Annotated in this window: 25 protein-coding genes; 18 read left to right on the top strand and 7 right to left on the bottom strand. The window is 69.7% G+C overall.

What is annotated here, in order from left to right:
- Positions 1-28: 28 nt before the first annotated feature.
- From G8A07_RS14445 to nosZ, 5 genes are all read right to left on the bottom strand, one after another.
- Positions 29-868 (bottom strand): ABC transporter permease, encoded by an 840-nt coding sequence (locus G8A07_RS14445; protein WP_195792742.1) that lies wholly within the window; start codon positions 866-868, stop codon positions 29-31.
- The gene (locus G8A07_RS14450) at positions 865-1,812 is read right to left on the bottom strand and encodes an ABC transporter ATP-binding protein (RefSeq protein WP_195792743.1); all 948 of its coding nucleotides are present in this window, start codon (positions 1,810-1,812) and stop codon (positions 865-867) included. The genes G8A07_RS14445 and G8A07_RS14450 overlap by 4 nt, the downstream gene beginning before the upstream one ends.
- Positions 1,805-3,085, bottom strand: a complete 1,281-nt coding sequence (locus tag G8A07_RS14455) for a nitrous oxide reductase family maturation protein NosD (RefSeq protein ID WP_195792744.1) — start codon at positions 3,083-3,085, stop codon at positions 1,805-1,807. Before G8A07_RS14455 ends, G8A07_RS14450 begins: the two co-directional genes overlap by 8 nt.
- Positions 3,082-5,721, bottom strand: a complete 2,640-nt coding sequence (locus tag G8A07_RS14460) for a 4Fe-4S binding protein (RefSeq protein WP_195792745.1) — start codon at positions 5,719-5,721, stop codon at positions 3,082-3,084. The genes G8A07_RS14455 and G8A07_RS14460 overlap by 4 nt, the downstream gene beginning before the upstream one ends.
- Before the next feature lie 183 nt (positions 5,722-5,904).
- The gene (nosZ, locus tag G8A07_RS14465) at positions 5,905-7,839 is read right to left on the bottom strand and encodes a TAT-dependent nitrous-oxide reductase (protein WP_195792746.1); all 1,935 of its coding nucleotides are present in this window, start codon (positions 7,837-7,839) and stop codon (positions 5,905-5,907) included.
- Positions 7,840-7,992: 153 nt separating this feature from the next.
- Here nosZ and G8A07_RS14470 point away from each other — a divergent pair, with 153 nt between their 5' ends.
- From G8A07_RS14470 to G8A07_RS14530, 13 genes are all read left to right on the top strand, one after another.
- Positions 7,993-8,409 (top strand): cytochrome c5 family protein, encoded by a 417-nt coding sequence (locus tag G8A07_RS14470; protein ID WP_195792747.1) that lies wholly within the window; start codon positions 7,993-7,995, stop codon positions 8,407-8,409.
- Between the two features lie 9 nt (positions 8,410-8,418).
- Entirely contained in the window at positions 8,419-9,438 is a 1,020-nt protein-coding gene (locus G8A07_RS14475) for an FAD:protein FMN transferase (protein ID WP_195792748.1), read from the top strand.
- 44 nt (positions 9,439-9,482) lie between these two features.
- The gene (locus tag G8A07_RS14480) at positions 9,483-10,214 is read left to right on the top strand and encodes a Crp/Fnr family transcriptional regulator (protein ID WP_195792749.1); all 732 of its coding nucleotides are present in this window, start codon (positions 9,483-9,485) and stop codon (positions 10,212-10,214) included.
- Positions 10,211-11,464, top strand: a complete 1,254-nt coding sequence (locus G8A07_RS14485) for an NnrS family protein (RefSeq protein WP_195792750.1) — start codon at positions 10,211-10,213, stop codon at positions 11,462-11,464. Before G8A07_RS14480 ends, G8A07_RS14485 begins: the two co-directional genes overlap by 4 nt.
- Entirely contained in the window at positions 11,461-12,480 is a 1,020-nt protein-coding gene (locus G8A07_RS14490) for a peptidase U32 family protein (protein WP_195792751.1), read from the top strand. Before G8A07_RS14485 ends, G8A07_RS14490 begins: the two co-directional genes overlap by 4 nt.
- A 20-nt stretch (positions 12,481-12,500) precedes the next feature.
- Positions 12,501-13,433: a U32 family peptidase gene (locus tag G8A07_RS14495; protein WP_195792752.1), complete on the top strand. Its 933-nt coding sequence runs from the start codon at positions 12,501-12,503 to the stop codon at positions 13,431-13,433.
- On the top strand, positions 13,427-13,870 hold the full coding sequence (locus G8A07_RS14500; protein ID WP_195792753.1) for an SCP2 sterol-binding domain-containing protein: 444 nt from the start codon (positions 13,427-13,429) through the stop codon (positions 13,868-13,870). The genes G8A07_RS14495 and G8A07_RS14500 overlap by 7 nt, the downstream gene beginning before the upstream one ends.
- 103 nt (positions 13,871-13,973) lie before the next feature.
- Positions 13,974-14,255, top strand: a complete 282-nt coding sequence (locus G8A07_RS14505) for a DUF2249 domain-containing protein (RefSeq protein ID WP_195792754.1) — start codon at positions 13,974-13,976, stop codon at positions 14,253-14,255.
- A 39-nt stretch (positions 14,256-14,294) separates the two neighbouring features.
- Complete coding sequence (locus tag G8A07_RS14510) at positions 14,295-16,556, top strand: nitric-oxide reductase large subunit (RefSeq protein ID WP_195792755.1); 2,262 nt, start codon at positions 14,295-14,297, stop codon at positions 16,554-16,556.
- Positions 16,557-16,568: 12 nt separating this feature from the next.
- Positions 16,569-17,012, top strand: a complete 444-nt coding sequence (locus G8A07_RS14515) for an Rrf2 family transcriptional regulator (RefSeq protein WP_195792756.1) — start codon at positions 16,569-16,571, stop codon at positions 17,010-17,012.
- Positions 17,009-17,350: a metal-sulfur cluster assembly factor gene (locus tag G8A07_RS14520; RefSeq protein ID WP_195792757.1), complete on the top strand. Its 342-nt coding sequence runs from the start codon at positions 17,009-17,011 to the stop codon at positions 17,348-17,350. Before G8A07_RS14515 ends, G8A07_RS14520 begins: the two co-directional genes overlap by 4 nt.
- 10 nt (positions 17,351-17,360) lie before the next feature.
- Positions 17,361-18,443 carry a hypothetical protein gene (locus tag G8A07_RS14525; RefSeq protein ID WP_249936996.1) on the top strand — a complete coding sequence of 361 codons (1,083 nt, stop codon included), beginning with the start codon at positions 17,361-17,363 and terminating at the stop codon, positions 18,441-18,443.
- The gene (locus G8A07_RS14530) at positions 18,443-19,642 is read left to right on the top strand and encodes an NnrS family protein (protein WP_195792758.1); all 1,200 of its coding nucleotides are present in this window, start codon (positions 18,443-18,445) and stop codon (positions 19,640-19,642) included. Before G8A07_RS14525 ends, G8A07_RS14530 begins: the two co-directional genes overlap by 1 nt.
- Positions 19,643-19,661: 19 nt before the next feature.
- Here the strand turns inward: G8A07_RS14530 and G8A07_RS14535 are convergent, their stop codons facing one another.
- Positions 19,662-20,660 (bottom strand): SLAC1 anion channel family protein, encoded by a 999-nt coding sequence (locus G8A07_RS14535; RefSeq protein ID WP_195792759.1) that lies wholly within the window; start codon positions 20,658-20,660, stop codon positions 19,662-19,664.
- Between the two features lie 131 nt (positions 20,661-20,791).
- On the opposite strand from G8A07_RS14535, the gene G8A07_RS14540 reads away from it, so the two are divergent.
- Positions 20,792-21,745: a GlxA family transcriptional regulator gene (locus tag G8A07_RS14540; protein ID WP_195792760.1), complete on the top strand. Its 954-nt coding sequence runs from the start codon at positions 20,792-20,794 to the stop codon at positions 21,743-21,745.
- Here the strand turns inward: G8A07_RS14540 and G8A07_RS14545 are convergent.
- On the bottom strand, positions 21,724-22,128 hold the full coding sequence (locus G8A07_RS14545) for a putative zinc-binding protein (RefSeq protein ID WP_195792761.1): 405 nt from the start codon (positions 22,126-22,128) through the stop codon (positions 21,724-21,726). The two genes, G8A07_RS14540 and G8A07_RS14545, sit on opposite strands and share 22 nt — an antisense overlap.
- A 110-nt stretch (positions 22,129-22,238) precedes the next feature.
- Between G8A07_RS14545 and G8A07_RS14550 the strand changes: the two genes are divergently transcribed.
- From G8A07_RS14550 to nrdD, 4 genes are read left to right on the top strand one after another with little or no spacing between them, the layout of a single operon-like run.
- Positions 22,239-22,646 (top strand): ribonucleotide reductase subunit alpha, encoded by a 408-nt coding sequence (locus G8A07_RS14550; protein WP_195792762.1) that lies wholly within the window; start codon positions 22,239-22,241, stop codon positions 22,644-22,646.
- 17 nt (positions 22,647-22,663) lie between these two features.
- Positions 22,664-23,587 (top strand): acyltransferase, encoded by a 924-nt coding sequence (locus G8A07_RS14555; protein WP_195792763.1) that lies wholly within the window; start codon positions 22,664-22,666, stop codon positions 23,585-23,587.
- A 48-nt stretch (positions 23,588-23,635) separates the two neighbouring features.
- The gene (locus tag G8A07_RS14560) at positions 23,636-25,678 is read left to right on the top strand and encodes a ribonucleoside triphosphate reductase (RefSeq protein WP_195792764.1); all 2,043 of its coding nucleotides are present in this window, start codon (positions 23,636-23,638) and stop codon (positions 25,676-25,678) included.
- The gene (gene nrdD, locus G8A07_RS28100) at positions 25,675-25,872 is read left to right on the top strand and encodes an anaerobic ribonucleoside-triphosphate reductase (RefSeq protein ID WP_195792765.1); all 198 of its coding nucleotides are present in this window, start codon (positions 25,675-25,677) and stop codon (positions 25,870-25,872) included. The genes G8A07_RS14560 and nrdD overlap by 4 nt, the downstream gene beginning before the upstream one ends.
- The last annotated feature ends 6 nt before the right edge of the window (positions 25,873-25,878 follow it).

Below are 25,878 nucleotides of genomic sequence, written 5' to 3' on the forward strand. Positions count from 1 at the left end.
TCTTGGGGCATTGTTACCATCCTCATCATCAACGGAATCTCCAATAGGCCAGGCCCAGCGGCGCGGCAATCCAGGCCAACATCGCGCCGAGCAGCAGTCCGCCGCGGGCCAGCGCGGGCGGCACGATGCTGGCCAGCCCGTAAAGGCTGCTCAGCTGGTCCAGCGACACCAGGTTCATGATCCGGAACAGGTCGGTCGGGTTCAGCAGCAGCGCATAGGCCAGCAACTGGCCGCCCCACTCGCCGCCGCTGGCCACCAGCAGGCCGAGCAGCAGCAGGTCGAACACCAGCACGAACAGGAACCACAACGCGATCGCCAGGCCCGAGGCGCGCGTACGCTCGCGGCACAGCACCGACAGCAGCAGCGCCAGGCTCAGGAAGGCGAGCCCCAGCAGCGCCGAGCTGGCCACGAAACCCAGGTAAGGCCCCAACACCGCGGCGCCGAACTGGCGCCACAGCAGCAGGCCCAGCAGCGCGAAACCGGCCAGGGTCGACAGGGTCAGGGCCGCGGCCAGGCCCAGGTACTTGCCCAGCAGCAGCTCCAGGCGCGTCAGCGGCAGCGCCAGCAGCAGCTCCAGCGAGCCGCGCTCGCGTTCGCCCACCACCGCGTCGAAACCCAGCAGCAGCGCGATCAGCGGCACCAGATAGATCACCAGACTGACCAGGCTCGCGATCACGAACTCGATCGAGCGCGGTCCCAGCTGCCCCTGCTGTGCGCCACCGAAATACGCGATCGCCAGCGAGAAGGCGGTGAAGACCAGGGCTACGGCCAGCACCCAGCGATTGCGCATGCGATCGCGAAACTCCTTTGCTGCCAGAGTCAGGACCTGCCGCGGTTCGAGCGGCCACGCACTCCACAGTACGCTCATGCGGCCCTCCCCAGATCGAAGAACAGATCCTCCAGCGAGGGCTCGATGATCTGAAGGTCCAGCAGCCGGGCGCCCAGCCCCTGCAAGGCGGTCAGCGCAGCCATCTTGAGCGGCCGCGGGCAGCGCAGCAACGCCTCGCCGGATGCATCGGCGTCGCCCTGGCTCAGCCCCGGCAAGGTCGCGACGATGGCCGCCAGTTGGCCGCGCACCTCGTCTCCGGCCAGGCGCAGACGCAGGGTCAGCGGCAGGTCCAGCCGCTGGCGCAGCTCGTCGACGCTGCCCTGGGCCTGCACCCGGCCACTGTTCAGGATCGCGAGCCGATCCACACGCTGCTGCAGCTCGGCCAGGATGTGCGAGGTGATCAGCACGGTCGCCCCGCGCTGGCGCAGTTCCTGCAGGATCGCGTAGAAGTCGCGGATCGCGGCCGGATCCAGACCGTTGCTGGGCTCATCCAGGAACAACACCTCGGGATCGCCCAGCAGGGCCTGCGCAAAACCCAGGCGCTGACGCATGCCCTTGGAATACTCCCGCACAGGTCGCCCGAGCGAGCGTGCCAGTCCCACCCGTTCCAGCAGGGGCTGGCAGCAGCGCTCCGGCGCCCCCTTCAGCCGCGCGAAGAAGCGCAGGGTCTCCAGCCCGCTGAGGTTGTCGTAGAGCACCAGGTTCTCGGGCAGGTAACCGACGCGGCGGCGTGCCGCGCGGAAGGCGCGCGCGCGCACCGAACAGCCAGCCACCCGGATCTCGCCGTGGCTGGCCGGCACCAGGCCCAGCATCATCTTGAACAGGGTGCTCTTGCCGGCGCCGTTGTGGCCGATCAGGGCGAACAGCTCGCCGCGGGCCACGTCCAGGTCCACCCGATCCACGACCTGCAGCGGGCCGTAGCTCTTGCTGACGGCGCGCAATGCGATCGCCGGCTCTTCTTCCTTCGGTCTTGTGCTATTCATGCGGATACTGCCGGCCGAGCCAGGCACTCCATTGGGGATGGTGGGGATGCATGCGCGGCCTTGCGTCGACCACGCTGGGCACGCGCAGCACCGGGAACTGGCGGCCGACCAGGCGCAGGGCCTGCACCGCGGGGCTGGCCATCAGCAGGCGCAGGCCCGGGTGGCGCCAGCTCAGGCGGTCCACCATGTCGTTGGCCTCGTAGGCCAGGTCGCCGATGCCGTCGCCGTCCCGGTCCCAGCCCAGATAGTTGCTCCAGTGGTTGCCACCGCCCTGCCCTGCGCGTTCGCCCCAGGGCTCATCCCGGGCGCCGACATAGCGAACCTGCTCGCGGTTCGCGATGAAGTCGTTGCCCTGCACCACATTGCGGGTCGAGCCGGCCGACAGGTGCACGCCGACCTCGTTGTCGACCACCAGATTGCCGCGCAGGGTCGCGTACTCGACGTCGTAGATGAAGAAGCCGCGCCGGTTGCCGGCGACGACATTGCCCTCGACCGTCGAGTCCTGCAGGGTGCGCAGCATGATGCCGTGGTCGGAGTTGGCCCAGGTGCGGTTGTTGCGCACCACCTGGTCGCGCACCTCCATCAGCGCCAGGCCGCCGCGGTTGTAGTAGCTGTCGTTGTCCTCCCACAGGTTGTAGTAGGAGTTCATGTAGTGGGTGCCGTAGCGGCTGTGGTGCAGACGGTTGCCGCGGAACACCGCGTGGTGCGACACGTCGACATAGAGCGCGTCGCGCACGAAGCTGATGTTGTTCGACAGGATCCGCGCGCCGCGGGTGTTGTAGAGCTGCACGCCGTTGCCGCGCTGCGATGACTGGTAGTCGCGCTTGCCGGTGATCGTGTTGCCCTCGATGCGAACATCGTTGGCCTTCTCGATCCACAGGCCGAACAGGTTGTAGCTCAGCTCGCAGCGCAGCACCACGGCGCGGTGCGCGCCGGGCTGGATGTAGATGCCGGCGTTCTGCTCCTTCAGGCTATCGCCCGAATCGCGCACGATCAGCCCCTCCACCGTGACGTCGGTTGCGGTGATGCGCAGGGTGTCGCCGCGCAGGCCGCCCGCGAGCGTGGGCCGGTCGATGCCGCGCAGGGTCAGCGGCTTGTCGACGACCAGGTTGCCGACATAGAAGCCGCGCTCGATCTCCAGCACGTCGCCGGCGCTCGCCGCGGCGACCGCATGCGCCAGCGATTCGCCGGGCTTCACGCGCCAGGTCGCGGCCAGCGCCGCATTGCCAAGAAGCAGCAGCGCGCCGACCAGGAGACTCAGGCCGCGGCTCATGGCTGGAGCAGGCCCAGGGCCTTCAGACCGAGGAACAGCGTCGCGCCGATCAGCAGATTCTTGAAGCCGACATAGCTCAGCATGTCCATCACACCCGCGCGCCGGTAGCGCGCCTGCCACCAAGGGCCGTCCTTCACATAGCGCCGGCCCGACAGGCGGATCAACACCTCGTAGACGCTCCAGCCGAACCACCAGGCGATCAGCGCGATCGCCGACAGTTGGCCCAGGCCGGCCAGCAGCCAGGCCAGTGTGGCCGCCAGGGCCAGCGACAGGCCGGCGATCTGCAGCGCTCGCTGCGATTTCCACCCGTCCACGCTCAAGGGCCAGAGATGGTCGCGCAGCTCCAGCATCAGCCAGGTCCAGCCGCGGGCATCGGTCTTGTGCGGCGGGCGTGCGGGCTCGGTCGGCATGCGCGGGTCCGGCCCCTGCGCCGCCTTCGCGGCGATCTGGTCCGCCACGGTCGCAGGATGGATGGGAATGAAATAGCCGTCCTTGCCGATCGGCGTCAGCTCCAGACCGTCGCGCTCGCGCCGCTTGCGCTCGCGGGCCAGCGGTGGACAGCCCTTGGTATCGGTGTAGAGCACCATGCAGTCCAGGCAATGCAGGCATTCGCGATGGTCGATGCGGCCATCCGCATCGATGGCCTGGGCGCCGCAGCCGACTGCGCAGGCACGGCAAGAGTTGCAGTCCTGCTTGCGCCGGAGTCCGAACCAGCGGAAGGTGCTGGGCATGGCCAGGCTGGCTCCGAGGGGGCAGATGTACTTGCAGTAGGGACGCTCGACGAAAAGCGACAGGCCCAGCAGCAGCACCACGAACAGTCCATAGGGCCAGGGCCGGTTCAGCACGCCGACCAGGAAGGTGGTCTTGAAGGGTTCCACCTCGGCCAGCTGCTCGGCCAGCACCATCGAGAACATCGAAGTGGCCAGCAGGCCGAAGAAGATCGCGTACTTCAGCCATTTCAGGCGGTCGTGCCAGCGCTGCGGCAGCTGGAACTGCCAGCGCTTGAGGCCCAGCCACCCGCCGACCTTGTACAGCGCCTCCGACAGCGAGCCGAAGGGACACAGCCAGCCGCAGAACAACCCGCGCCCGAACAGGAACACCGTGAGGATGATGAAGATCCAGAACAGGAAGATGAAGGGGTCGGACAGGAACAGCGACCAGGTCCACTGGAACAGCAGCGCATGGAACCAGGTCAGGACCTGGGTCATCGAGGGCTGGGCCATGGCGCCGAAGCCCACAAACCCGATCGACAAGGCCCAGGCGCTGTACTTGAAGGCGTTGACCGGCCACTTGTTCTTGTGGGTGGCGCGGCGTGTCAGGCTCTCGCGCAAGGCATAGACCACGGTGACGGCCATGAGCAGCGCAGCGAACAGCGCGATCTCGGTGGCACGGGTCTTCCAGACGCGCAGCCAGGGCGCGTCGGCCTCCTCGATCTTCGGCCGCCCCCCATCCAGCAGCGCGGCGTTCAGCCAGTAGGCGGAATCGAAGCTGGTGAAGCTGCGCGCGCCGGTGGCGCGGTCCACCCGGTTGCCCAGCAGCGAGAGCTTCCAAGGGTAGGCGGCCGAGAACGCCGGCGAGCGGATCACGAAGATCGCCGACTCGTCGTAGGCCGGCGCCCCGGGCGCGGCCAAACCATAGAGGTTCAGCGAGTCCAGGTCGCGGAAGGTGAAGGAGTCGTTACCCTGCTTGACCTGCACCCGGTCGTAGATGCCGCCGCGCACGAAGCCCGATCCCTTGAAGGACTCGGCGCCGGCGCTGCGGATCACGAAGAAGGCCTTGTCCTGCGCCCCCAAGCGCGCGCGCAGATTGTTCCAGCCAGCGTCGCCGAGCAGGCTGCGCCCCAGGTCGGGATGGTTCAGGTCGCCAAACCATAGCTCGATGAAGGGCTCGCTGCCGCGCGGTAGGCCCAGCTGCTCGGGCATCACGCGCAGGCGCCTGACGCTGCCCTGCCCGGCCAGCTCGTCCCACGTGGCGCGCGGATTCGCCGGCGCGAAGCGCGCCGGCTCGCGCAGCGTCGGCGCGAGGATGCCGACCTGGCGCGCCACCGCCGCGGTGGAGGCGCTCAGCACCTGGTTCTGCGCGATCACGGTGACGGTGGCGCCGGAGATCGCGTCCACGCCCAGCACGCCCTCATCGGAGCGCGAGCTGCCGACCTCGATCTTGTCGGCCACCGACTTGCCAAGGTACTGCGCATTGAACTTCAGCAGCGCCGACTCCGGAATGCCCAGCAGCAGGATCGGTTCGGAATGCTTCAGCACCTTGATGCCGACATAGCGTCCCTGGCGGTCCATGCCGATCAGGGTCACGACCGGCTTGCCCGAGTAGGCGGGCGTGTCGGTGATGTCGGTGGACAGCATCACATAGCCCAGCAGCGTGGGTTTCCCGTCGGAGCCCGGCGGACCGTAGACCTCGACATAGGGCGGCGAGCCCTTGCGCGACGAGAAACCCGCGGCCCCGGGGAACACCTCGGTGCAAGGCAGCAGCGTGCACATGTCGGCCGTACTGCCGAGCTCGGCCGGCAGCTCCGCCTCATAGGCCCCCGCGCCACCGACCGGAGCGGCCTGCGCAATGAGCGGCATCTGCAGGAGAAAAAACGCGGCCAGCAGGGCCGCGCGCAAATTTCTGAGGATCAGCATCTTCTTCTTGTCGGGCGCACCGCCCGCACGCGCTCGAGGCGCGCGGGCAGCAGCCCATCTCAGTTGTGCCACCGCGCCTCGCCCGGCCCGCATGCCCGAGTGAGCGGCGCCGATCCGGCTCTGCCGGGCGGCCGGCGCTGCCCCCTTGAGGGGGCCGGCGAAGCCGGTAGGGGGTGCTCTACGTCAGGCCTCGACGATCATGCGGGTACGCATCTCCAGATGCAGGGCATGGCAGAAGTGGGTGCAGTAGCACCAGAACACCCCCGGCTTGTCGGCCACGAAGGTGACCGAGGCCGTCTCCAGCGGGTTGACGATGAAGTTGACGTTGTACTTGGGGATCGCGAAGCCGTGGGTCAGGTCCTCGATCTTGTCCAGGTTGGTCAGGATCAGCGTGACCTCGTCGCCCTTCTTCAGCTTGAACTCGCGCAGGCTGAAGGCGGGTGCCTGCGAGGTCATCTTGATCGTGACCTTCCTGCCGTTGCGCACCAGGCCCGACTCCTTCGCATCCTTCACCGCATGCGGGAAGTCGTCCAGCGAGTAGACCTGCTTGGGGCGCAGCAGCTCGCGCTTGAAGATGATGAAGTCGTGCGGCTCTCCACGCACCGGGTGGTCCGCCAGCAGCACCATCTTGTCGCCCGAGATGTCGATGAACTGCTCGTTCTCCGGGTGCAACGGCCCGACCGGCAGGAAGCGGTCCTTCGAGAACTTGCAGCCCACCGCCAGGTACTTGCCATCGGCCGCGACGGTCTCGGACTGGGAGGCGTTCAGGTGGCCCGGCTGGTACTGCAGGTCCATGCGGTCGACCACGTACTTGGCGGTCTTGTCGCCCTTGTAGAAGGCGATCGCCTTGTCGACGTTCCACTTCACCACCTGGCTGTCCAGGAACAGGGTGGTGTAGGCATTGCCGCGGCCGTCGAAGGCGGTGTGCAGCGGCCCCAGGCCCAGCTCGACCTCGGCGACGATCGCGTCGTCGAGCTTCTCCAGCTTGCCGTCGAACCAGTCCAGCACCTTGGCCAGCTCGATCACGGTGCCGGTCGGCGAGAGCTTGCCGGCGCAGATGAAGTACTTCTGGTCCGGGCTCGCATTGACGCCATGCGGGTTCTTCGGCACCGAAACATAGGCGGTCAGTGCGGTCTTCGGATCCTTGTTGGCGGCATGCGTGCCGTCCACCACCGGCACCTTGGAGTCGCCGATGGTCTTGAACTTGCCGGCCTTCACCGCGGCCTCGATGCGCGCGACATTGAAGAACAGGCAGGCGTCCCGCTCGGAGGACATCATGTCCTCGTAGCGCGCGCCCATCTCGACGTTGTACTGGTTGGTCGCGGCCAGCTTGCCGTCGTAGGAGGTCGCGACCAGGTCGCAGTTGCCGTCGATCAGCACCTGCCAGCGCAGCTCCATGCTCTCGGCATCGACGCAGGAGAACAGGGTGCGGTACTTGCTCGCGTCCTCACTGCCGGTGTTGGGCAGCGGGATCGAGAACTCGCCGCCGCAGAACACGCGGGTCGTGTAGTTGATGCTGGCATCCACCGGATCGCGCTTGTCCGGGAAGATGCCGTGGAAGCCCTGCACATTGGGCAGCTCGGTGATCTTGTCGCAGACGAAGTAGTCCAGCCGGATGCGCGCGACGCGGGCGTTGATCTTGTCGTTGATCCAGGCGTAGCGGCCGTCGTAGTTGCCGTCCTTGTAGGAGGCATGGGTGTGATGGGTGTCGGCCACCGTGTACTTCAGCGTGCCATCGGGCTTGGTGCCCATCACCTGCTTGGACTCGTTGGTCACGCCCCAGCCCACCAAGGCGTCGGGCACGAAGCAGGGAATGCGATGGATCTCGCGGCCCGAGGGCAGGCCCAGCACGCGCATGTCGCCGGTATGGCCGCCGCTCCACAGGCCGTAGTAGGTATCCAGCTCGCCCGGCTTCAGGTGCACGCCGGCCGCCGCACCATGGCCGGCGGCGGCACTGGCCGCGCCGGTGCTGCCGGCCGCAGCGGTCGCGCCGCCCTTGTCCGTGCAGGCAACGACGCCGGCCAGGCTGGCCAGCGCCGCGGTGTTGATGAAGCGCCGGCGCGCCGGCGCCGCGGGCGGGGCAGCCTCGTCGGCCGGGTGGGAAGTCTTCTTGTTCATGTCGGTCCTTGGGAAGGGGAAGGGATCGCTGTCGACGGGATCAATCCTCGCGGCGCGTCTCAAGCCTGCCGTTGACCTGGATCAGAGGTGCTGGCGAATCTTCATTTCAAATGCACCTTCAAGAAAACAGCGTTCCCCGATGGAGCTATTGCGATGACCCGACCCTCTGCTTCCTTCCTCCTCAAGACCGCCTTGCTGCCCCTGGCCGCCGCCGCCCTGCTTGCCGCCTGCGGCCGTGCCGAGGACCAGGCCGCCAATCCACCGACGCACGCAGCCGAGCCTGTGCCGGCCGCTGCCGCCGTGCCCGCGCCGGAGAACGCACTCGGCAAGACGGTCTACGGCAAGACCTGCGCGATGTGCCATGCGGCCGGCGTGGCCGGCGCGCCCAAGCCCGGCGACAAGGGCGACTGGGGCCCGCGCATCGCGCAGGGCATCGAGACCCTGCACAAGCACGCGCTGGAGGGTTTCACCGGTGACAAGGGCATGATGCCGGCGCGCGGTGGCGGCAGCGGTCTGTCGGACGACGAGGTCAAGGCCGCCGTCGACTTCATGGTGGCGCAGTCGCGCTGAGCCGCTGCCATGAGCTTCGGATCCAGCCTCCCCGCCCTGCCCCGCCGCCGCCTGCTGAAGGCCGCGCTGCCAGCGCTGGCCGTTGCCCTGCTGCCGCGCACCGCCTGGAGCTCGCCAGCCGTGCTGCGCGCCGCACGCCCCTTGATGGGCACGCGGGTGGATCTGGTCGCGCAAGGCGACGGTGCCGCGGCGGCGGCCGAAGCTGCCTTTGAAGAGATGGCGCGGCTGGAACAGATGATGAGCCGCTACCGCCGCGCCAATCCGCTCGATGCGCTGCAACGCGCGGCGGGCCGGGATGCGGTCGCACTGCCTGCGGAGCTGCTGTCCGTGCTGGGCATGGCGCAACGCCTGTCGCAGCGCAGCCGTGGCGCCTTCGACATCACGGTCGGCGCCTACGAAGGCTGGAGTTTCGATCCGGCGCGGCCATGTGTGCCCGCGGACGCAGACCTGAAAGCAGCGCGTCGCCTGGTGAACTACCGCGACCTGCTGCTGGACCCGGCCACCGGCCTCGCCCGGCTGCGACGGCCCGGCATGAGGCTGGACCTGGGCGGCATCGCCAAGCTGCCGATCTTGGAAGCCGGCCTCGCGGTGCTGCGCGCCCATGGCATCGAAAACGCCATGCTCAACGGCGGCGGCGATGTGCGCAGCAGTGGCCGCCTGCTCGGCCGGCCGTGGCGGGTCGGCCTGCGCGACCCGGGCGCGCCGCAACGCCTGCTCGGCCGCCTTGAAATCGAAGGCGACGCCTGGGTGGCCGCCTCCGGCGACTACGAGCGCGGATTCTGGCGCGCCGGCCGGCATTACCACCACATCCTGGATCCCCGCAGCGGCCGGCCCAGCAGCGGCCTGCACGGCCTGGTCCTGGTGGCGCGTGAGCTTGAGGCGGTCAACGGCCTGGGCACCGCGCTGATGGTGCTGGGCCGGGAGCGCGGCCAGGCGCTGCTCGCACCGCAGCTCGACGCCCTGCTGGTCGCCACCGACGGTTCGCCGCCATGGATGACGCCGGGCATGGCCCGGCGCCTGCTCACCTGAGTGCCCCCACCACAGGCCCTACACGACCACAGGAGACCGCCATCATGTCCACCGTTTCCCAAGCCTTGATCGAGGCCTCGATGCGCGAGGCCGAGGAGCTGCCGCTGCTGCTGGAGCAGGCCTTCGCACCGGCCCAGCCGGGCGCCGAAGCGCTGCGGCTGCTGGCCAGCCTGGGCGTCGTCCGGCTGCGGCCGGCGCGCGCCCTGCTGCTGAACGACGGGGATGGCGCATCGGCGCTGTGGCTCTTGAGCCGCGGCGTGGTCAGCATCGGCCACCACGACGCGCAGGGCCTGTGGCGCCCGTCCCGCAGCGTGCATGCGGGTGACTGGATCGACAACGAAAGCGCCTGGATCGGCGGCCGCTACCTGCAGACCGCGCTGGCCGAGACCGAGATCTGCGCCTACGAATTCCCGCTCGCCGGCGTCGAGGCGGTGCTGCATGTGCATCCGCAGCTCGCTCGCGCGCTGCTGGCCAGCGTCACCCAGCGCGCGCGCCGCGTCGCCGGCGACGCGCATGACCTGCTCGCCAAGAGCGTGCTGGCGCGCTGCGCCGGCTGGCTGATCGAGGAGCTGCGCTCGCAGGCGCCCACCTCGGCCATCGTGCTGCGCCAGCAGAAGCGCGCGATCGCGGCCCAGCTCGGCACCTCGCCCGAGACCTTTTCCCGCACCCTGCGCCAGCTGCGCGAGATGCATGTGATCGAGATGAACCGCAACTTGATCAATGTCCGTGACGCCCAGGCGCTGCGGCGCCTGAACGCCGGGCAGCTGATGTCATGAGCGGGCGGACCACCCGGCCGCAGCCCTGGCGCTGGGCACGCCTGCTGGAGACGCCGCAGCGCCTGTGCTTCGCCGCCGCGGCCCTGCTGCTGGCGGGGTCCGGCCTGTGGTGGTGCCTGGCCCTGCTGGCCGCACAGCAGGGCTGGCCACTGCACTGGCAGCTGCCGCCGGCCATGGTGCACGGCCTGCTGATGACTCTGGGGCCAATGCCGTTGTTCTTCGCCGGCTTCATGTTCACCGCCGTACCGCGCTGGCTGGACCTTCCCACGCCGCCGGCCCGCTCGCTGCTGGAGCCGCTGCTGGCCCAGCTCTGCGGCTGGGCCGCCTTGCTGCTCGCGGCGCATGGCGGCTCGCCGAGCCTGGGCCGGGCGCTGGGTGCGATCGGACTGGCCGCGGTGGCCTGGGGCTGGAGCGGGATGCTGTGGCGCTTCGCCGCGCTGCTGCGCGCCAGCGAGGCCGCGGACCGCACCCATGCCCGCGCGCTGCTGGGCGCCGGCAGCGTCGGCGCGCTATGCCTGTGGGCGAGCAGCGCGGCCCTGCTGGTCGGCGAGTTCGCGCTGCTGCGCGCGCTGAACCTGGTCGCGCTGTGGGGCTTCATCGGCGCCAGCTTCGCGGCCGCCCTGCACCGCATGCTGCCGGTGTTCGCCGCCGCCTGCCCCGGCTGGAGCGAGCGGCAGCCGCTGTGGGGCCTGTGGGCCTGGCTGGGCCTGTGCGCCGTCGAAGCGAGCACCGCGCTGTGGACCTGGCCGCCGCTGGCGCTGGCGCTGGCCCTGCTGGAGGCCGCGGCGGGTACCGGCGTGCTGCTGCTGGCCTGGCGCTGGGCTCGGGTCCAGACCCTGGGCCTGCGCCTGATCGCGATGCTGTGGACCGGCTGGTGCTGGCTCGGCCTGGCCCTGCTGCTGTCCGCGGCCTCGGCCTGGTTGCCGCTGGGCCGCGCACCGCTGCATGCCTATGCCCTGGGCTTCCTCGGCACCAGCCTGCTGGCGATGGCCAGCCGCGTCAGCAGCACCCAGGCCGGGCGCAGCGTGGCGGCCGACGATGCGACCTGGGGCCTGTTCTGGGTCCTGCAGCTGGTCGCGCTGGCGCGGATCGGCGCGGCACTGGCACCGACTCTGTTGCTGTCGGCCGCAATCGGCTGGGCCGGCATCGCCCTGGCCTTCCTGCTGCGCCATGGCCGCTGGTGGGGCCTGCCCCGCGCCGGCAGCGGCCGGCCGCCCCTGACCTCCTGCTCGCTCCCGACTCCGACATGAACACAATCCCGATCAAACCCGAGCTGGTCTGCCCGGCCGGCTCGCTGCGCGCCCTGACCCTGGCGATCGACGCCGGCGCCGATGCGGTCTACCTGGGCCTGCGCAATGCCACCAATGCGCGCAACTTCGCCGGCCTGAATTTCGATACGGCCCAGCTGCGTGAGGGCGTCGCCTACGCGCACCGGCGCGGCCGCCAGGTACTGATGGCGCTGAACACCTTTGCTCGCGCCGACGACTGCGAGCCCTGGTACCGCGCGGTCGACGCCGCGGTGGAGCTGGGCGCCGATGCGCTGATCGTCGGCGACATCGCGGTGCTGGCCTATGCGGCGCGCACCCATCCGCAGCTGCGCCTGCATCTGTCGGTGCAGGCCTCGGCCAGCAGTTACGAGGCGATCGCCTTCTACCGCCGCCACTACGGCATCCAGCGCGCGGTGCTGCCGCGCGTGCTGACCCTGTCGCAGGTGGGCCATGTGCTGCGCCACAGCGAGGTCGAGATCGAGGTGTTCGGCTTCGGCAGCCTGTGCGTGATGGTCGAGGGCCGCTGCGCACTGTCATCCTATGTCACCGGCCAGTCGCCCAACAACGCCGGCGTCTGCTCCCCGCCCTCGGCGGTGCGCTGGCAGGAGGGAGCCGCCGGCGAGGTCGACGCACGCCTGTCCGGCATCCTGATCGACCGTTATGCCCCCGACGAGCCGCGCGGCTATCCGACCCTTTGCAAGGGCCGCTTCGAGGTGGGCGGCCGGCGCGACTATGCGATCGAGGAGCCGACCAGCCTGAACACCCTGGCCATCCTGCCCGAGCTGACACGACTGGGGGTGCGGGCGATCAAGATCGAGGGCCGCCAGCGCAGCCCCGCCTATGTCGAGCAGGTCACGCGCGTCTGGCGCCAGGCCATCGACGCTGCTGCTGCCGCTCCGGAGCGCTACCGCGTCGAACCGGCCTGGACCGCCACCCTGGCCCATCTGGCGGAAGGCCAGCAGCATACGCTGGGCGCCTACGACCGTCCCTGGCGCTGAAACCCTGGAAGGAGATACCGATGCAGAACAAGGACCGCATCGCACTGAGCATCGGCCCGGTGCTGTACTACTGGCCACGCGACACCCTGCTGAACTTCTACGCGATGCTGGCCGACTCCGCGGCCGACAGCGTCGTGCTGGGCGAGGTGGTTTGCGAGCGCCGCCATGAGCTGAAATTCGCCGATTGGCTGGCGCTGGCACGCGACTTGGCCGCCACCGGCAAGGAGGTGGTGCTGGCCACGCAGGCGCTGATCGCCTCGGAGTCCGACCTGCGGCTGCTGCGCCGCGCGGCCGAGCAGGCCGAGTTCCTGATCGAGGCCGGCGATGCCTCCGCGCTACAGCTGCTGAGCAAGGCCGGCCGGCCCTTCGTGCTCGGGCCGCACATCAATGTCTACAGCCGCGATGCACTGCGCGAGTACCTGCGCCTGGGCGCCCGGCGCTGGGTGCCGCCGGTCGAGCTGCCGCTGCCGGCCATACGCCATGTCAACGGGCTCGCCGACGGTGCATCCGAGCCGCTGCTGCCAACCGAGGTGTTTGCCTACGGCCGGCTGCCGCTGGCGTTCTCGGCGCGCTGCTTCACCGCGCGCCACCACCGCCTGGCCAAGGATCAGTGCGAGTTCCGCTGCCGCGACGACCGCGACGGCCTGCTGCTGAACACCAGCGATGGCACGCCCTTCCTGGTGCTGAACGGCATCCAGACCCAGTCGGCCGCACAGCAGTGCCTGCTGGGCGAGGAGGAAGCGTTGCGCGGCGCCGGCGTGACGCGGCTGCGCCTGTCGCCGTCGTCCACCGGCTTTGAGGAGGTGATCGCGCATTTCGAGGCAGTCTTCAACACGGCCGGCGACCCCGCCGCCGCATTGGGTAAGCTGCGGGAGTCGGCGCTGCCAGGGGGTCTGGTCGACGGCTTCGCGCGGGCCCAGGCCGGCCTGGCATGGAGCCGTCCCTCATGCTGAGCCACCTGCCCCGCCATCCCGCCGAACTGGCGCAGCGCCTGCGCCCGCTGGTGCGACGCCTGCCGATGCAGCCGCCCGCGCTGGCCCTGGCCCTGCTGCTGAACCGCCTGCTGCTGCCGCGTCTGCCGGCGGATGCACGCGCGCAGCTGGCGCGGCGCGCGGTGCGGGTCGATGTCGAAGACCTCGGCCTGTCGCTGCGGCTGCTGCTCGGGGACCATGGTTTCCGACCAGCGCCTGGCGGCATGCCCGACGCGCTGCGCATCGCCGCCGCCTCGCCCGACTACTGGCGGCTGCTCAGCGGTCGCGACGACGCCGACCGTCTGTTCTTCGAGCGCGCGCTGGTGATGGAGGGCGATACCGAGCTGGGCCTGGTGCTGAAGAACACGCTGGATGCGATCGGGCCCTTGTGGGTGATGCCGAGCCGAGGCGCCGCCTGATCTTTTCTCCGCGCCCTTGCGCTGGATCAAGGTCGGCCGGTTCGCCGCTTTTCTTTAAGCTGCACAATAAATGCACCTTAAAACAAGCCCGGAGTCCTCAGCCATGTCCCAGACCCAGAACGGCACCGTCATCGATGTCCGCATGATCGCGCCGCGCGAGCGCCACGCGCTGATCTTCGCCACCTTTGCCGGCCTGCTGCCGGGCCAGGCGCTGCAGCTGGTCAACGACCATGACCCGCGCCCGCTGTACTACCAACTGCAGGCCGAGCAGCCCGGCGGCTTCGACTGGCAGTACCTGGAGAACGGCCCCGAGATCTGGGCGGTCGCGATCACCAAGCGCGCCGCCGGCGGCTGCTGCGGTTCCTGCGGCGGCGGCCAGCACTGAACACCGCCCTCACCCGACCCCTTTGTGCAGGAATCCATCATGAACACCCAAGGCAGACTCTGGCGCTGGCTGGCGCTGGTCTTCGTGTTGTCATTCGGTGCCCTCGGCTATCTGGGCTGGCAGATCCACCTGGCCGCCCCGCCGATCCCGACCCAGGTCGTCGCCAGCGACGGCCGGGTCCTGTTCAGCGGCGAGCAGATCCAGCAGGGCCAGCGCGCCTGGCTGGCCAGCGGCGGCCAGCAGCTCGGCAGCGTCTGGGGCCACGGCAGCTATGTGGCGCCCGACTGGTCGGCCGACTGGCTGCACCGCGAGGCCGAGGCGCTGCGGGGCATCCGCTCGCGCCAGTACCAGGGCGGAGCGCCGCTGGACGAGGCCGATCGCGGCGCCGTGCTGGCCGCGCTACGCCAGGAGATGCGGCGCAACACCCATGACGAGATGGACGGCCGCGTCACCGTCTCGGTCGAGCGCGCCGAGGCGATCCGCGCGGTGGCCGCCCATTACGAGGCGCTGTTCGGCAACGCGGGCGAGCTCGCCGCGCTGCGCGAGCAGTACGCGATGCATGACGATGCCCTGCCGAGCGCCGAGGACCGCCGCGCCCTGGCCGCGTTCTTCTTCTGGAGCGCCTGGGCCGCAACGACCGACCGCCCCGGCGAAACCGATCTGTCCTACACCAGCAACTGGCCGCATGAGCCGCTGGTCGGCAACACCCTGACCGGCTCCGCCGCGATCTGGAGCATGGTCAGCATCGTGCTGCTGCTGGCCGGCATCGCCGCGATGCTGTGGCTGCACGGCAGCGCCCGGCACGAGCCCGAAGCGCTGCCGCCGAACGAGGATCCGCTCAAGGGTGTCGTCGCGACGCCCTCGATGAAGGCCACGCGCAAGTACTTCTTCGTCGTGATCGCGCTGATGCTGCTGCAGATCGCGATGGGCGTGATCACCGCGCATTACGCGGTCGAGGGACAGGCCTTCTTCGGCCTGCCGCTGGCGGAGCTGCTGCCCTATGTGGTGAGCCGCACCGTGCACACCCAGGTCGGCATCTTCTGGATCGCCACCGCCTGGCTGGCTACCGGCCTATACATCGCGCCGCTGCTGTCGGGCCGCGAGCCGAAGTGGCAGAAGCTGGGCGTGGACCTGCTGTTCTGGGCCCTGGTCTTCGTCGTGCTCGGCTCCACCGTGACCGGATGGCTCGGCACCCTGCAGCGCCGCGGCATGGACTTCAGCTTCTGGCTCGGCAACCAGGGCCTGGAGTTCACCAGCATGGGCCGTGTCTGGCAGCTGCTGCTGTTCGCCGGCCTGCTGTTCTGGGTGCTGCTGCTGGGCCGCGCGCTGTGGCCCGCGCTGAAGAAGCCCTCGGAGACGCGCGGCCTGATCGCGATGGTGTTCCTCTCGGCCAGCTGCATCGGCGGCTTCTACGCCAGCTCGCTGACCTGGGGCCAGCACACCCACTACTCGATGATCGAGTACTGGCGCTGGTGGCTGGTGCACCTGTGGGTGGAGGGCTTCTTCGAGGTCTTCGCCACCGCGGTGGTCGCCTTGATCTTCACCCGCCTGGGCCTGGTGCGCGCCAGCAGCGCCAATCGGGCGATCGTGGCCGAGACCATCGTGTTCCTGTTCGGCGGCATCCTGGGCACCCTGCACCACCTCTACTTCACCGGCACGCCCACCTCGGTGATCGCGGTCGGCGCGGTGTTCTCGGCGCTGGAGGTCGTGCCCCTGACCCTGATCGGGCTGGAGGCGATCCAGACCTGGCGCCGCTCGCACAGCCGGCCCTGGCTGGCGGCCTACCGCTGGCCCATCCTCTGCTTCGTCGCGGTGGGCTTCTGGAACACCGTCGGCGCCGGCCTGCTGGGCTTCGCGATCAACCCGCCCGCCTCGCTGTACTACGTGCAGGGCCTCAACATGACGCCGGCCCATGGCCATGCGGCGCTGTTCGGCGTCTACGGCATGCTGGGCATCGGCCTGATGCTGTTCTGCCTGCGCGGCCTGTACGAGCGCCATGCCGACCGCCTGCTGGCTCCGGCCTTCTGGGGCATGAACCTCGGGCTGGCGATGATGGTCTTCCTGTCCCTGCTGCCGGCCGGCATCTACCAGGCCTGGGCCAGCGTCAGCCGCGGCCTCTGGTATGCCCGTTCGCCCGAGATCGTGCATTCAGGCGTGATGGAGGCCCTGGTCTGGCTACGTGTGCCGGGCGACCTGCTGTTCGCCGCCGGCGCGGTACTGCTGGCCGTCTATGCGCTGAAGCTGCTGCCCGGGCGGCCCGCCAAGCCGGTGCTGGGCCGCGGCGCGGCGCAAGGGGGCTGATAGGCTCGAACCATGAAACTCACCAGCTTCACCGACTACAGCCTGCGCGTGCTGATCTACCTGGCGGCGCGCCCCGGCAGCCGCGCCACCATCGGCGAGATCGCGGCGGCCTTCGAGATCTCGGAGCACCACCTGACCAAGGTCGTGCATTTCCTCGGCAAGAGCGGCTGGCTCAGCAATGTACGTGGCAAGGGCGGCGGCATGGAGCTGGCACTCGAGCCCGAGCAGATCGGCGTCGGCGCCGTGGTGCGCGAGACCGAGGGCGAGGCCCGGCCGGCCGAATGCTTCGGCGAGGAAGGCGGGCAATGCGCGATCACGCCGGCCTGCCAGCTGCGCGGCGTGCTGGCCGAAGCGGTGGCGGCCTTCTACGCGGTGCTGGACCGCTACACCCTGGCCGACCTGGTGCGAAACCGCCAGGCGGTAGCCAAGCTGCTGTTCTTCGAGAGGCGTGCATGAGCACCCATCCTGAGCCCCCCTTCCCCTACGACGGCCCCGAGGCGCTGCGCGAACCCGTGCTCGCGGCGCTGCGGCGCGTGGTCGATCCCGAGGTCGCAATGAGCATCGTCGACGTCGGCCTGGTCTACGGCGTCACGATCGCCGACCAGCAGGCCCGCATTCGCCTGACGATGACCTCGCCGGCCTGCCCGGTGGCCGACGTGATCCTGGACGAGGTCGAGGCCGAACTGGACCGCGTGCTGCCGCAAGGCATCGCGCTCGACACGCAGCTGGTCTGGGAGCCGCCCTGGAGCCCCGAGCGCATGAGCGAGCGGGCGCGCCGCTTCATGGGCTGGTAGGAAGCAAACAATGCGCAGCGCCATGCACCGGCCACGCCGCCCGCGGTTCTTCCCGCTGCTGCCGCCCCTGATCCTGCTGGCCCTGCTGGCCGGCAGCATCGGCGGGTTGGCACGGCTGGGCCTGCAGGTCGCCGATGCCGGGAGCCCCTGGGTCGGCAGCGCGGCCGCGCAGCATGGCGCGCTGATGATCAGCGCGTTCCTGGGCAGCGTGATCGCGCTGGAGCGGGCGGTGGCGCTGAAGCAGGGCTGGACCTTCGCCGCGCCTTTGCTGGCGGGCGCCGGCGGGCTGGCGCTGCTGGCCGGTCGGGCCGCGCTCGGCGCCTGGCTGGGGGTGGCAGCGGCCGGGCTGTTCGTCGGCGTCAACGCCCTGGTGCTGCGCCGGCAGCTGCTGCCGCACACCCTGCTGCTGATGGCCGGCGCGCTGTGCTGGCTGCTGGGCAACCTCGCCTTCGCACTGCGCCTGGCCGGCTTCGACCCCCTGCCCTGGTGGTTCGCGCTGCTGGTGCTGACGATCGCCGCCGAACGGCTGGAGATGACCCGGCTGATGCGCCGCCGCCCCGCGGCCGAGTGGTCGCTGTATGCGGTGCTGGCCCTGCTGCTGGGCGGCGCCGCCCTGTCCCCGGTGCTGTACGGCGCGGCACTCACGCTGCTGGCCGCCTGGCTGCTGCGCCACGACATCGCGCGCCGCACCGTGCATGCCGAAGGCCTGAGCCGCTACATGGCGGTCTGCCTGCTCGGCGGCTACGGCTGGCTGGCGGTGGCCGGCCTGGCCTGGGTGGCCACCACGCTGGGATGGCCGGCACGTGACGCCGCGCTGCACGGGCTGGGCCTGGGCTTCGTGTTCAGCATGGTGATGGGCCATGCGCCGGTGATCCTGCCGGCCGTCGCCGGCATCAAGCTGCTCTACGGCCCCTGGTTCTACGCACCGCTGGCCCTGCTGCACGCCTCGCTGCTGCTGCGCCTGGGCGCCGGCCCGGCCGAGCCTGAACTGCGCGCGCTGGGCGCCGCCTTGAACGCCGCCGCGCTGGCCCTGTTCGCACTGACCCTGATCGCGGCCGCCCTGCTGTGGCGCGCCCGCAAGGAGAATCGTTGATGTCCGCCTTCATCCGTCTCGAGGAGCCCCTGCGGCGCCCGGCCGGCCCGCCGCGCTTTGCGTTGTGGCAGCTGGGATTCCGACCCTTCTACCTGCTGGCCAGCGGCTTCGCGGCGCTGTCGGTCGCGCTGTGGGCGCTGCAGTTCGCCGGCCTGCTGGGCCATCGCCCCTATCTAGCCGGGCCGCTGTGGCATGCGCACGAGATGCTGTTCGGCTTCACCTTGGCCGTGGTGGTCGGCTTCCTGTTCACCGCGGGCCGCAACTGGACCAACCAACCCACGCCCACCGGCGTGCCGCTGATGATGCTGGCCGCGCTCTGGCTGGCCGGGCGGCTGCTGGTGCTGACGCCCTGGGGCCTCGCGGCCGCCCTCGTCAACGTGGCCTTCCCGCTGGCCGCCGCGCTGGGCCTGGCCATCCCCTTCTACAAGGCGCGCAACCGGCGCAACTACTTCTTCGTCGCGCTGCTGCTGGGGCTGGCGTCGGCGCAGGCCTTGCTGCATCTGGGCTGGCTGGGCCTGCTGGCGCTGCCGCCCTGGTTCGGTGTGCAGCCGGCGCTGGACCTGGTGCTCTTTATCCTGGCGGTGATGGGCGGCCGCGTGATCCCGATGTTCACCAACAATGGCGCACCGGGCGCCAACGCGACGCGCCGGCCGCGACTCGAACAGCTGTCGCTGGGTGCGCTGCTGACCTTGCTGGCGGCCGACCTGGGTGGCCTCGCCGGCCTGCCGCTGGCCCTGCTGTGCGCACTGGCCGCGACCCTGCACCTGCTGCGCTGGCTGCTCTGGCAGCCGCAGCGGACCTGGCGCGTGCCGCTGCTGTGGGTGCTGCACATCGCCTATGCCTGGCTGCCGCTGCACCTGGCCCTGCGCGGCCTGGCCGCGCTGGATCTGGTGCCCGCCTCGCTGGCGACCCATGCCCTGACCCTCGGCGCGGTCGGCGGCCTGATCATCGGCATGATGACGCGCACCGCCCGCGGCCACACCGGCCGGCCGTTGCGTGCCAGCCGGCTGGACGTCACCTGCTACCTGCTGGTGCTGGCCGCCGCGTCGCTGCGCGTGCTGCTGCCGCTCGCCGCTCCAGCCCTGCTGATGCCGGCGGTGCTGGGCTCTGCCCTGCTCTGGTCTGCCGGCTTCGGGCTCTATGCGGTCGGCTACTGGCCGGTGCTGAGCCGGGCGCGGCTGGATGGACGACCGGGCTGAGCCCCTCCGGTCCGCCCGCTCAGGCCTTCAGCAGGCTGCCGTCGAACAGCGAACGCAGCGTGCGCAGCACCAGGACCGCGATCGCCAGGCTCAGCACCGCCAACAGCAGGCCGGCCAGCAGCGTCAGGGGCAGCGCGGCATGGGCCTCGGCGTATTTCAGCGCCGCATTGGCGAGCGCGGCCATCGGAAAACCGATCGCCCACCAGCCCGGCACGAAAGGCACGTCGCGGCGGAACACCTGGGGCGCCACCAGCAGGAAGGTGAAGACGCCGAAATAGAACAGCAGCGCGGCCAGCCGATCGACTTCGCCAACTACATTGGTGTAAGCCAGGAAACCCACCGCGAAGGGGGCGACCAGGATCATCAGTGAGGGCTTCAGGCCGGCGGCCAACGCCGGCTGCTGCACCAGGCGGGCGAAGACCAGGCTCAGCAGCAGCAGGGCCTGCACGCCGCCGATCGCCAGCGCCGCCAGGTTCAGTTCGGCCGCCCAGGCCATAGTCATCTGGGCGCCGGTGACGGGAATGTCCAGCGCGGCCACGCCCGGGATCAGCAGCGCCGGCACCGCATCCTGGGGCGCCCTGCCGCCGCGCAGCAGCCGCACCGCCGCAACATAGGCCAGCAGCAGGGTTGCGGCACTGCCCAGGCCCCACATGGCCTGCGCCGCAGTCGCGCCATAGGGCTGCACCAGGGACGAGAGCAACAGCAGCGAGATCGCGATCGTGCCGAAGAAGTTGCCGAGGATGGGATGTGCGAACTCGGCCTTCACCGCGTCGCGGTGGCGCAGCAGCTTGCTCAGGTAGGCGCCGCCCAGCAGCAGGAAGACGCCCAGCGCCAGCACGATGATCGCCTCGCCGATCACGGCCGGCGCGCCCAGGCTGCGGCCGGCCAGGCGCCAGGCCATGGCCAGACCCGCCAGGCTCATTACGGCGCCGAACAGATTAACGGGCAGGTGCCGCACGCTGGCCCGCGGCGGCGTGGCGACCTGGGGACTTTCGTTGGGAATCGTGGTGGCAAGCATGGCGGAAGCTCCTGCAGATGGGTTGATGAATGGCTTTATTTGCCGTTTACGTAATATTCAGCCAAACTCGACCGATACCAGCCCCCGCGATGCGTCACTTCCTGCCAATCCTCCAGCAACGAGTGCCAGTCATGCAGATCGCCATCCTCGCCCTTCCCCGCGCCCAGTTGCTGGACGTGGTCGGCCCGGCCGACGTGTTCGCCGAGGCCGCGCGCCAGCTCGGCAACCCGCGCGCCTACCGGATCCAGATCATCGGCACCTCGCCGGGCCTGCTCAAAGGCAGCAGCGGGCTGCGTCTGGCGGTGGACAGCACGGTGGCGACGCAGCGCGGCAAGCTCGATACCCTGCTGATCGCCGGCAGCCCGCAGATCCACGACTTCGACGTCGACCCCGTGCTACGAGCCTGGCTGGCACGCCAGGCTGGCTCGGTGCGGCGCCTCGCCGCCGTCTGCAGCGGCGCCTTCGTCCTGGGCGCGGCCGGACTGCTGGACGGCAAGCGCGTCACCACGCATTGGAACGAGGCCGAGCGCCTGGCCCGCCAATACCCCCAGGCCCGGGTCGAGCCCGACAGCATCTATGTGAAGGATGGCAAGACCTACACCTCGGCCGGCGTCACCGCCTGCATGGACCTGGCGCTGGCCCTGGTCGAGGAGGACCATGGCCGCGAGCTGGCACTGCGCGTCGCGCGCGAGCTGGTGATGTTTCTGAAGCGACCGGGCGGGCAGTCGCAGTTCAGCGCCCACCTGGCGGCACAAAGCAGCACCGAGCGCTCGGCCGTCAGCCTGCTGCAGGCCCATATCCTCGCCCACCTGCGCGATGACCTGTCGGTGCCGGCACTGGCGCGCCGAGCCGGCATGAGCGAGCGGAATTTCGCGAGGGTGTTCCGTGCGGAAGCCGGCTCGACCCCGGCCGAGTTCGTCGAGATGGCGCGCATCGACGCCGCGCGCCGCCTGCTGGAAGAGCAGGACCTGCCACTCAAGCGCCTGGCCGACGCGGTCGGCTATGCGAATGCCGACGGCCTGCGCCGAGCCTTCCTGCGCCGTGTCGGCGTCGGCCCCAGCGATTACCGCAGGCGCTTCACCTGAGTTGCCAGATCGGCATAGACATGGTCGGCCTGCGCGGCATCGAAGTCGGTTCGGTAGCGCTTGGCCACACCTGATTCGGCCAGCAGCACATGGCGGGTCGGCATGATGCCGCGTTCTGCCAGACAGCCCTTGACACAGGCCAGAACACAACCGTCGATCGCGATGATGCCCCGGCCACTCTTAGCGGCCTCATGGGCTCGCCGCACCAGGCTGCGCACATTGCCGCCGACACCGGCGATGCAGGACATCTCGGCCAGACCTTCGCGATCCAGGCGCAGCGCCAGGTGGTTGGCCATCTGAGCCGCGCTGGAGCAACCGGAGCAGGAATAGACCAAGGGCAAGGGCGTCGCCGCCGCGCTGCTTGGGGATGGACTGTGGTGCATGCCAGATACCTCGGATCGACCCAATTGCCGGCCATTGGCGCACCGCGCCGTCCCCATGTCCTTGATTCAACGCAAGGCCTTGCAGTCAGAAAACGGTGAACCTTCGGTCCATGATCGATACCACTCCGTTCGAACAGCTGCGCCGCGCCGCCGAGGCCCAGCTGCAGCCCCAGCGCCTGCTGTTCGTGTTCGCGGGCAGCGAGCTGCCCGAGGATGCCGATGCGGCCCAGCGCGCGGCCTTTGCCGCCGGCCGCGGCGGTGCGCTGGCGCCCCTGATGTGCGTGGACAAGGCGCCGGAGGAGTTGCATGGCTTCGCCGCATTGCGCGCCGAAGCCGCTCAGGCCGGTCCGCCCTGGCAGGTGCTTTTCGCGGCCGGTTTGTCCGGGCGCCGCGGCGCGCCCCCCGACGCAACGCAGATCGACGCCGGCCTGCGGCAGCTGATCGAACGGGTCCGGCAGGGCCGCATCGAAGGGCTGCTGGCGCTGGATCGCGACGGCAACTCGCTGAGCTTCGACTGAAGCAAACCTCTATCCCGATGAGGCGCCTGCTTTCCGGCGCGCTCGGCGCGCTTTCCCTGCTGCTGCTGGCGGTCAACACCCTGCTCTGCTGCCTGCCGCTGCTGGCGCTGGCCCTGCTCAAGCTGATGCTGCCGCTGCCAGCGGTGCGCCGGCGCATCGACCCGCTGCTCAACCTGATTGCCACCGCCTGGATCGGCGCCAACAGCCGCTGGCTCGCGCTTATCCAGCATGCGCCCTGGGATATGCAAGGCCTCGAGGGCCTGCGCCCCGACGGCTGGTACCTGGTCAACTGCAACCACCGTTCCTGGGTCGACATCTTCGTGCTGCAGCGTGCGCTGAACCGGCGCATCCCGATGCTGAAGTTCTTCCTGAAGCAGCAGCTGATCTATGTCCCGGTGATCGGCCTGGCCTGGTGGGCGCTGGACTTTCCCTTCATGCGCCGCCATTCCAAGGCCGCGCTGCGCCGCCGCCCCGAGCTGCGCGATCAGGACCGCGTGACCACGCGGCGCGCCTGCGCAAAGTTCGCGCTGCTGCCGACCAGCGTGATGAACTTCGCCGAGGGCACGCGCTTCACGCCGGCCAAGCATCGCCGCCAGGCGCCGCCCTACCGCCATCTGCTGAAGCCCCGCGCCGGCGCGCTGGCGCTGAGCCTGCATGCGATGGGCCGGCAGTTCCAGTCCCTGCTGGATGTCACCCTGGTCTACCCGGACGGCACGCCCAGCTTCTGGCACCTGCTGTCGGGGCGCTGCGGCCGGGTGATCCTGCGACTGCGCGAGCTGCCGATCCCGCCGGCCCTGTGCGAGGGCGATTACGGCGGCGACAGCGCCTTCCGCGCCGAGTTCCACCGCTGGCTGGAACAGCTGTGGCGCGAGAAGGACCGGCAGATCGAGAGCCTGCTGCAGCAAGCCCGGGAGTTTGCGCTGACGCAAAACCACATCTAGTGTCCAGCAGCTAGTCTTCACCCCACATCTAGTGCTGAAGACCTGCCCATGCCGAACACCTCTCCCGCCGCCCTGCCCGGCACCGTGCTCAAGCGCGACGGCCGCCGCGCTCCCTTCGATCCCGGCAAGATCGCGCTGGCGCTGCAGCGCGCCGGCATCGCCAGCGGCGAATACGGCAGCGACGAGATGAGCCTGCTGCTCGCCGGCGTGCTGAAGGTGCTTGCGCACCGCTTCACCGGCGAGACGCCCGGCGTCGAGCAGATCCAGGATGTGGTCGAGCAGACCCTGATCGCCGCCAACCACCTGAAGACCGCGCGCGCCTACATCGTCTACCGCGAGCAGCATGCGCGGCTGCGCCAGGACCGCAAGACCCTGGTCGATGTCGAAAGCTCGATCAACGAATACCTGGAACGCGCCGACTGGCGCGTCAATGCCAATGCCAACCAGGGCTATTCGCTGGGCGGCCTGATCCTGAACGTCGCCGGCAAGGTGACGGCCAACTACTGGCTCTCGCATGTCTACGCGCCGGAGATCGGCCGCGCGCATCGCGAGGGCGACCTCCACATCCACGACCTCGACATGCTCAGCGGCTACTGCGCCGGTTGGTCGCTGCGCACCCTGCTGCACGAGGGTCTGAACGGCGTGCCGGGCAAGGTCGAGGCCGGGCCGCCCCGGCACATGAGCTCGGCGGTGGGCCAGATCGTCAACTTCCTTGGCACCCTGCAGAACGAATGGGCCGGTGCCCAGGCCTTCTCGTCCTTCGACACCTATATGGCGCCCTTCGTGCGCAAGGACGCGATGAGCTACGCCCAGGTGCGGCAGTGCATCCAGGAGCTGGTCTACAACCTCAACGTGCCCTCGCGCTGGGGCACGCAGACGCCCTTCACCAACCTGACCTTCGACTGGACCTGCCCCGAGGATCTGCGCGAGCAGGTGCCGGTGATCGCCGGTGAGGAGATGCCCTTCGCCTACGGCGAGCTGCAGGCCGAGATGGACCTGATCAACCGCGCCTATATCGAGGTGATGACCGCAGGGGACGCCAAGGGCCGGGTCTTCACCTTCCCGATCCCGACCTACAACATCACGCCGGATTTCCCCTGGGAATCGGAGAACGCGACCGCGCTGTTCGAGATGACGGCCCGCTACGGCCTGCCCTACTTCCAGAACTTCGTGAACTCGGAGCTGCAGCCGCACATGGTGCGCTCGATGTGCTGCCGGCTGCAGCTGGACCTGCGCGAGCTGCTCAAGCGCGGCAACGGTCTGTTCGGCAGTGCCGAGCAGACCGGCAGCGTCGGCGTCGTCACCATCAACTGCGCCCGCCTGGGCCACCTGCATCGCGGCGACGAGGCCGGCCTGCTGGCCGCGCTGGATCGGCTGCTGGAGCTGGGAAAGCAGAGCCTGGAGATCAAGCGCAAGCTGATCCAGCGCCTGATGGACCAGGGCCTGTTCCCCTACACCAAGCGCTACCTCGGCACCCTGCGCAACCATTTCTCGACCCTGGGCGTCAACGGCCTGAACGAGATGGTGCGCAATTTCAGCGGCGATGCTGAGGACATCACGACCGAGGCCGGTCATGCGCTGGCACTGCGCCTGCTGGACCATGTTCGCGCACGCATCACCGCCTTCCAGGAGGAGACCGGCCATCTCTACAACCTGGAGGCCACGCCGGCCGAGGGCACGACCTACCGCTTCGCGCGCGAGGACAGGAAGCGCTGGCCCGCCATCCTGCAGGCCGGCAGCGCCGAGCAGCCCTACTACACCAATTCATCGCAGCTGCCGGTCGGCTTCACCAACGACCCCTTCGAGGCCCTGTACCGCCAGGAGGCGCTGCAGTCCAAATACACCGGCGGCACCGTGCTGCACCTCTACATGGGCGAGCGCGTCAGCGACGCCGCCGCCTGCCGCGAACTGGTGCGCCGCGCGCTGAGCCGCTTCCGCCTGCCCTACATCACCGTGACGCCGACCTTCTCCATCTGCCCGAAGCATGGCTATCTGGCCGGCGAGCATGCCTTCTGTCCCAAGTGCGACGCCGAGCTGCTGGCGCGCAAGCCCCCCTGTTCCATCACCAGCGACAAGGAGCTGATCCCATGACGACGAACCATCCGATAACCGAAGTACAGGGCACCGCGATCCTGCTGCGCGACGAAGAGCGCCAGCCCTGCGAGGTCTGGACCCGGGTGATGGGCTACCACCGCCCGGTCGCCAGCTTCAACACCGGCAAGCAGGGCGAGCATCGCGAGCGCCGCTTCTTCGCCGAGCCGGCCGGCATGCGCCGCGCCGCCTGACGCAAG

Origin of the sequence: Roseateles sp. DAIF2 (genome assembly GCF_015624425.1) — a bacterium.
In the GTDB taxonomy this organism is placed as follows: Bacteria; Pseudomonadota; Gammaproteobacteria; order Burkholderiales; family Burkholderiaceae_C; genus Kinneretia.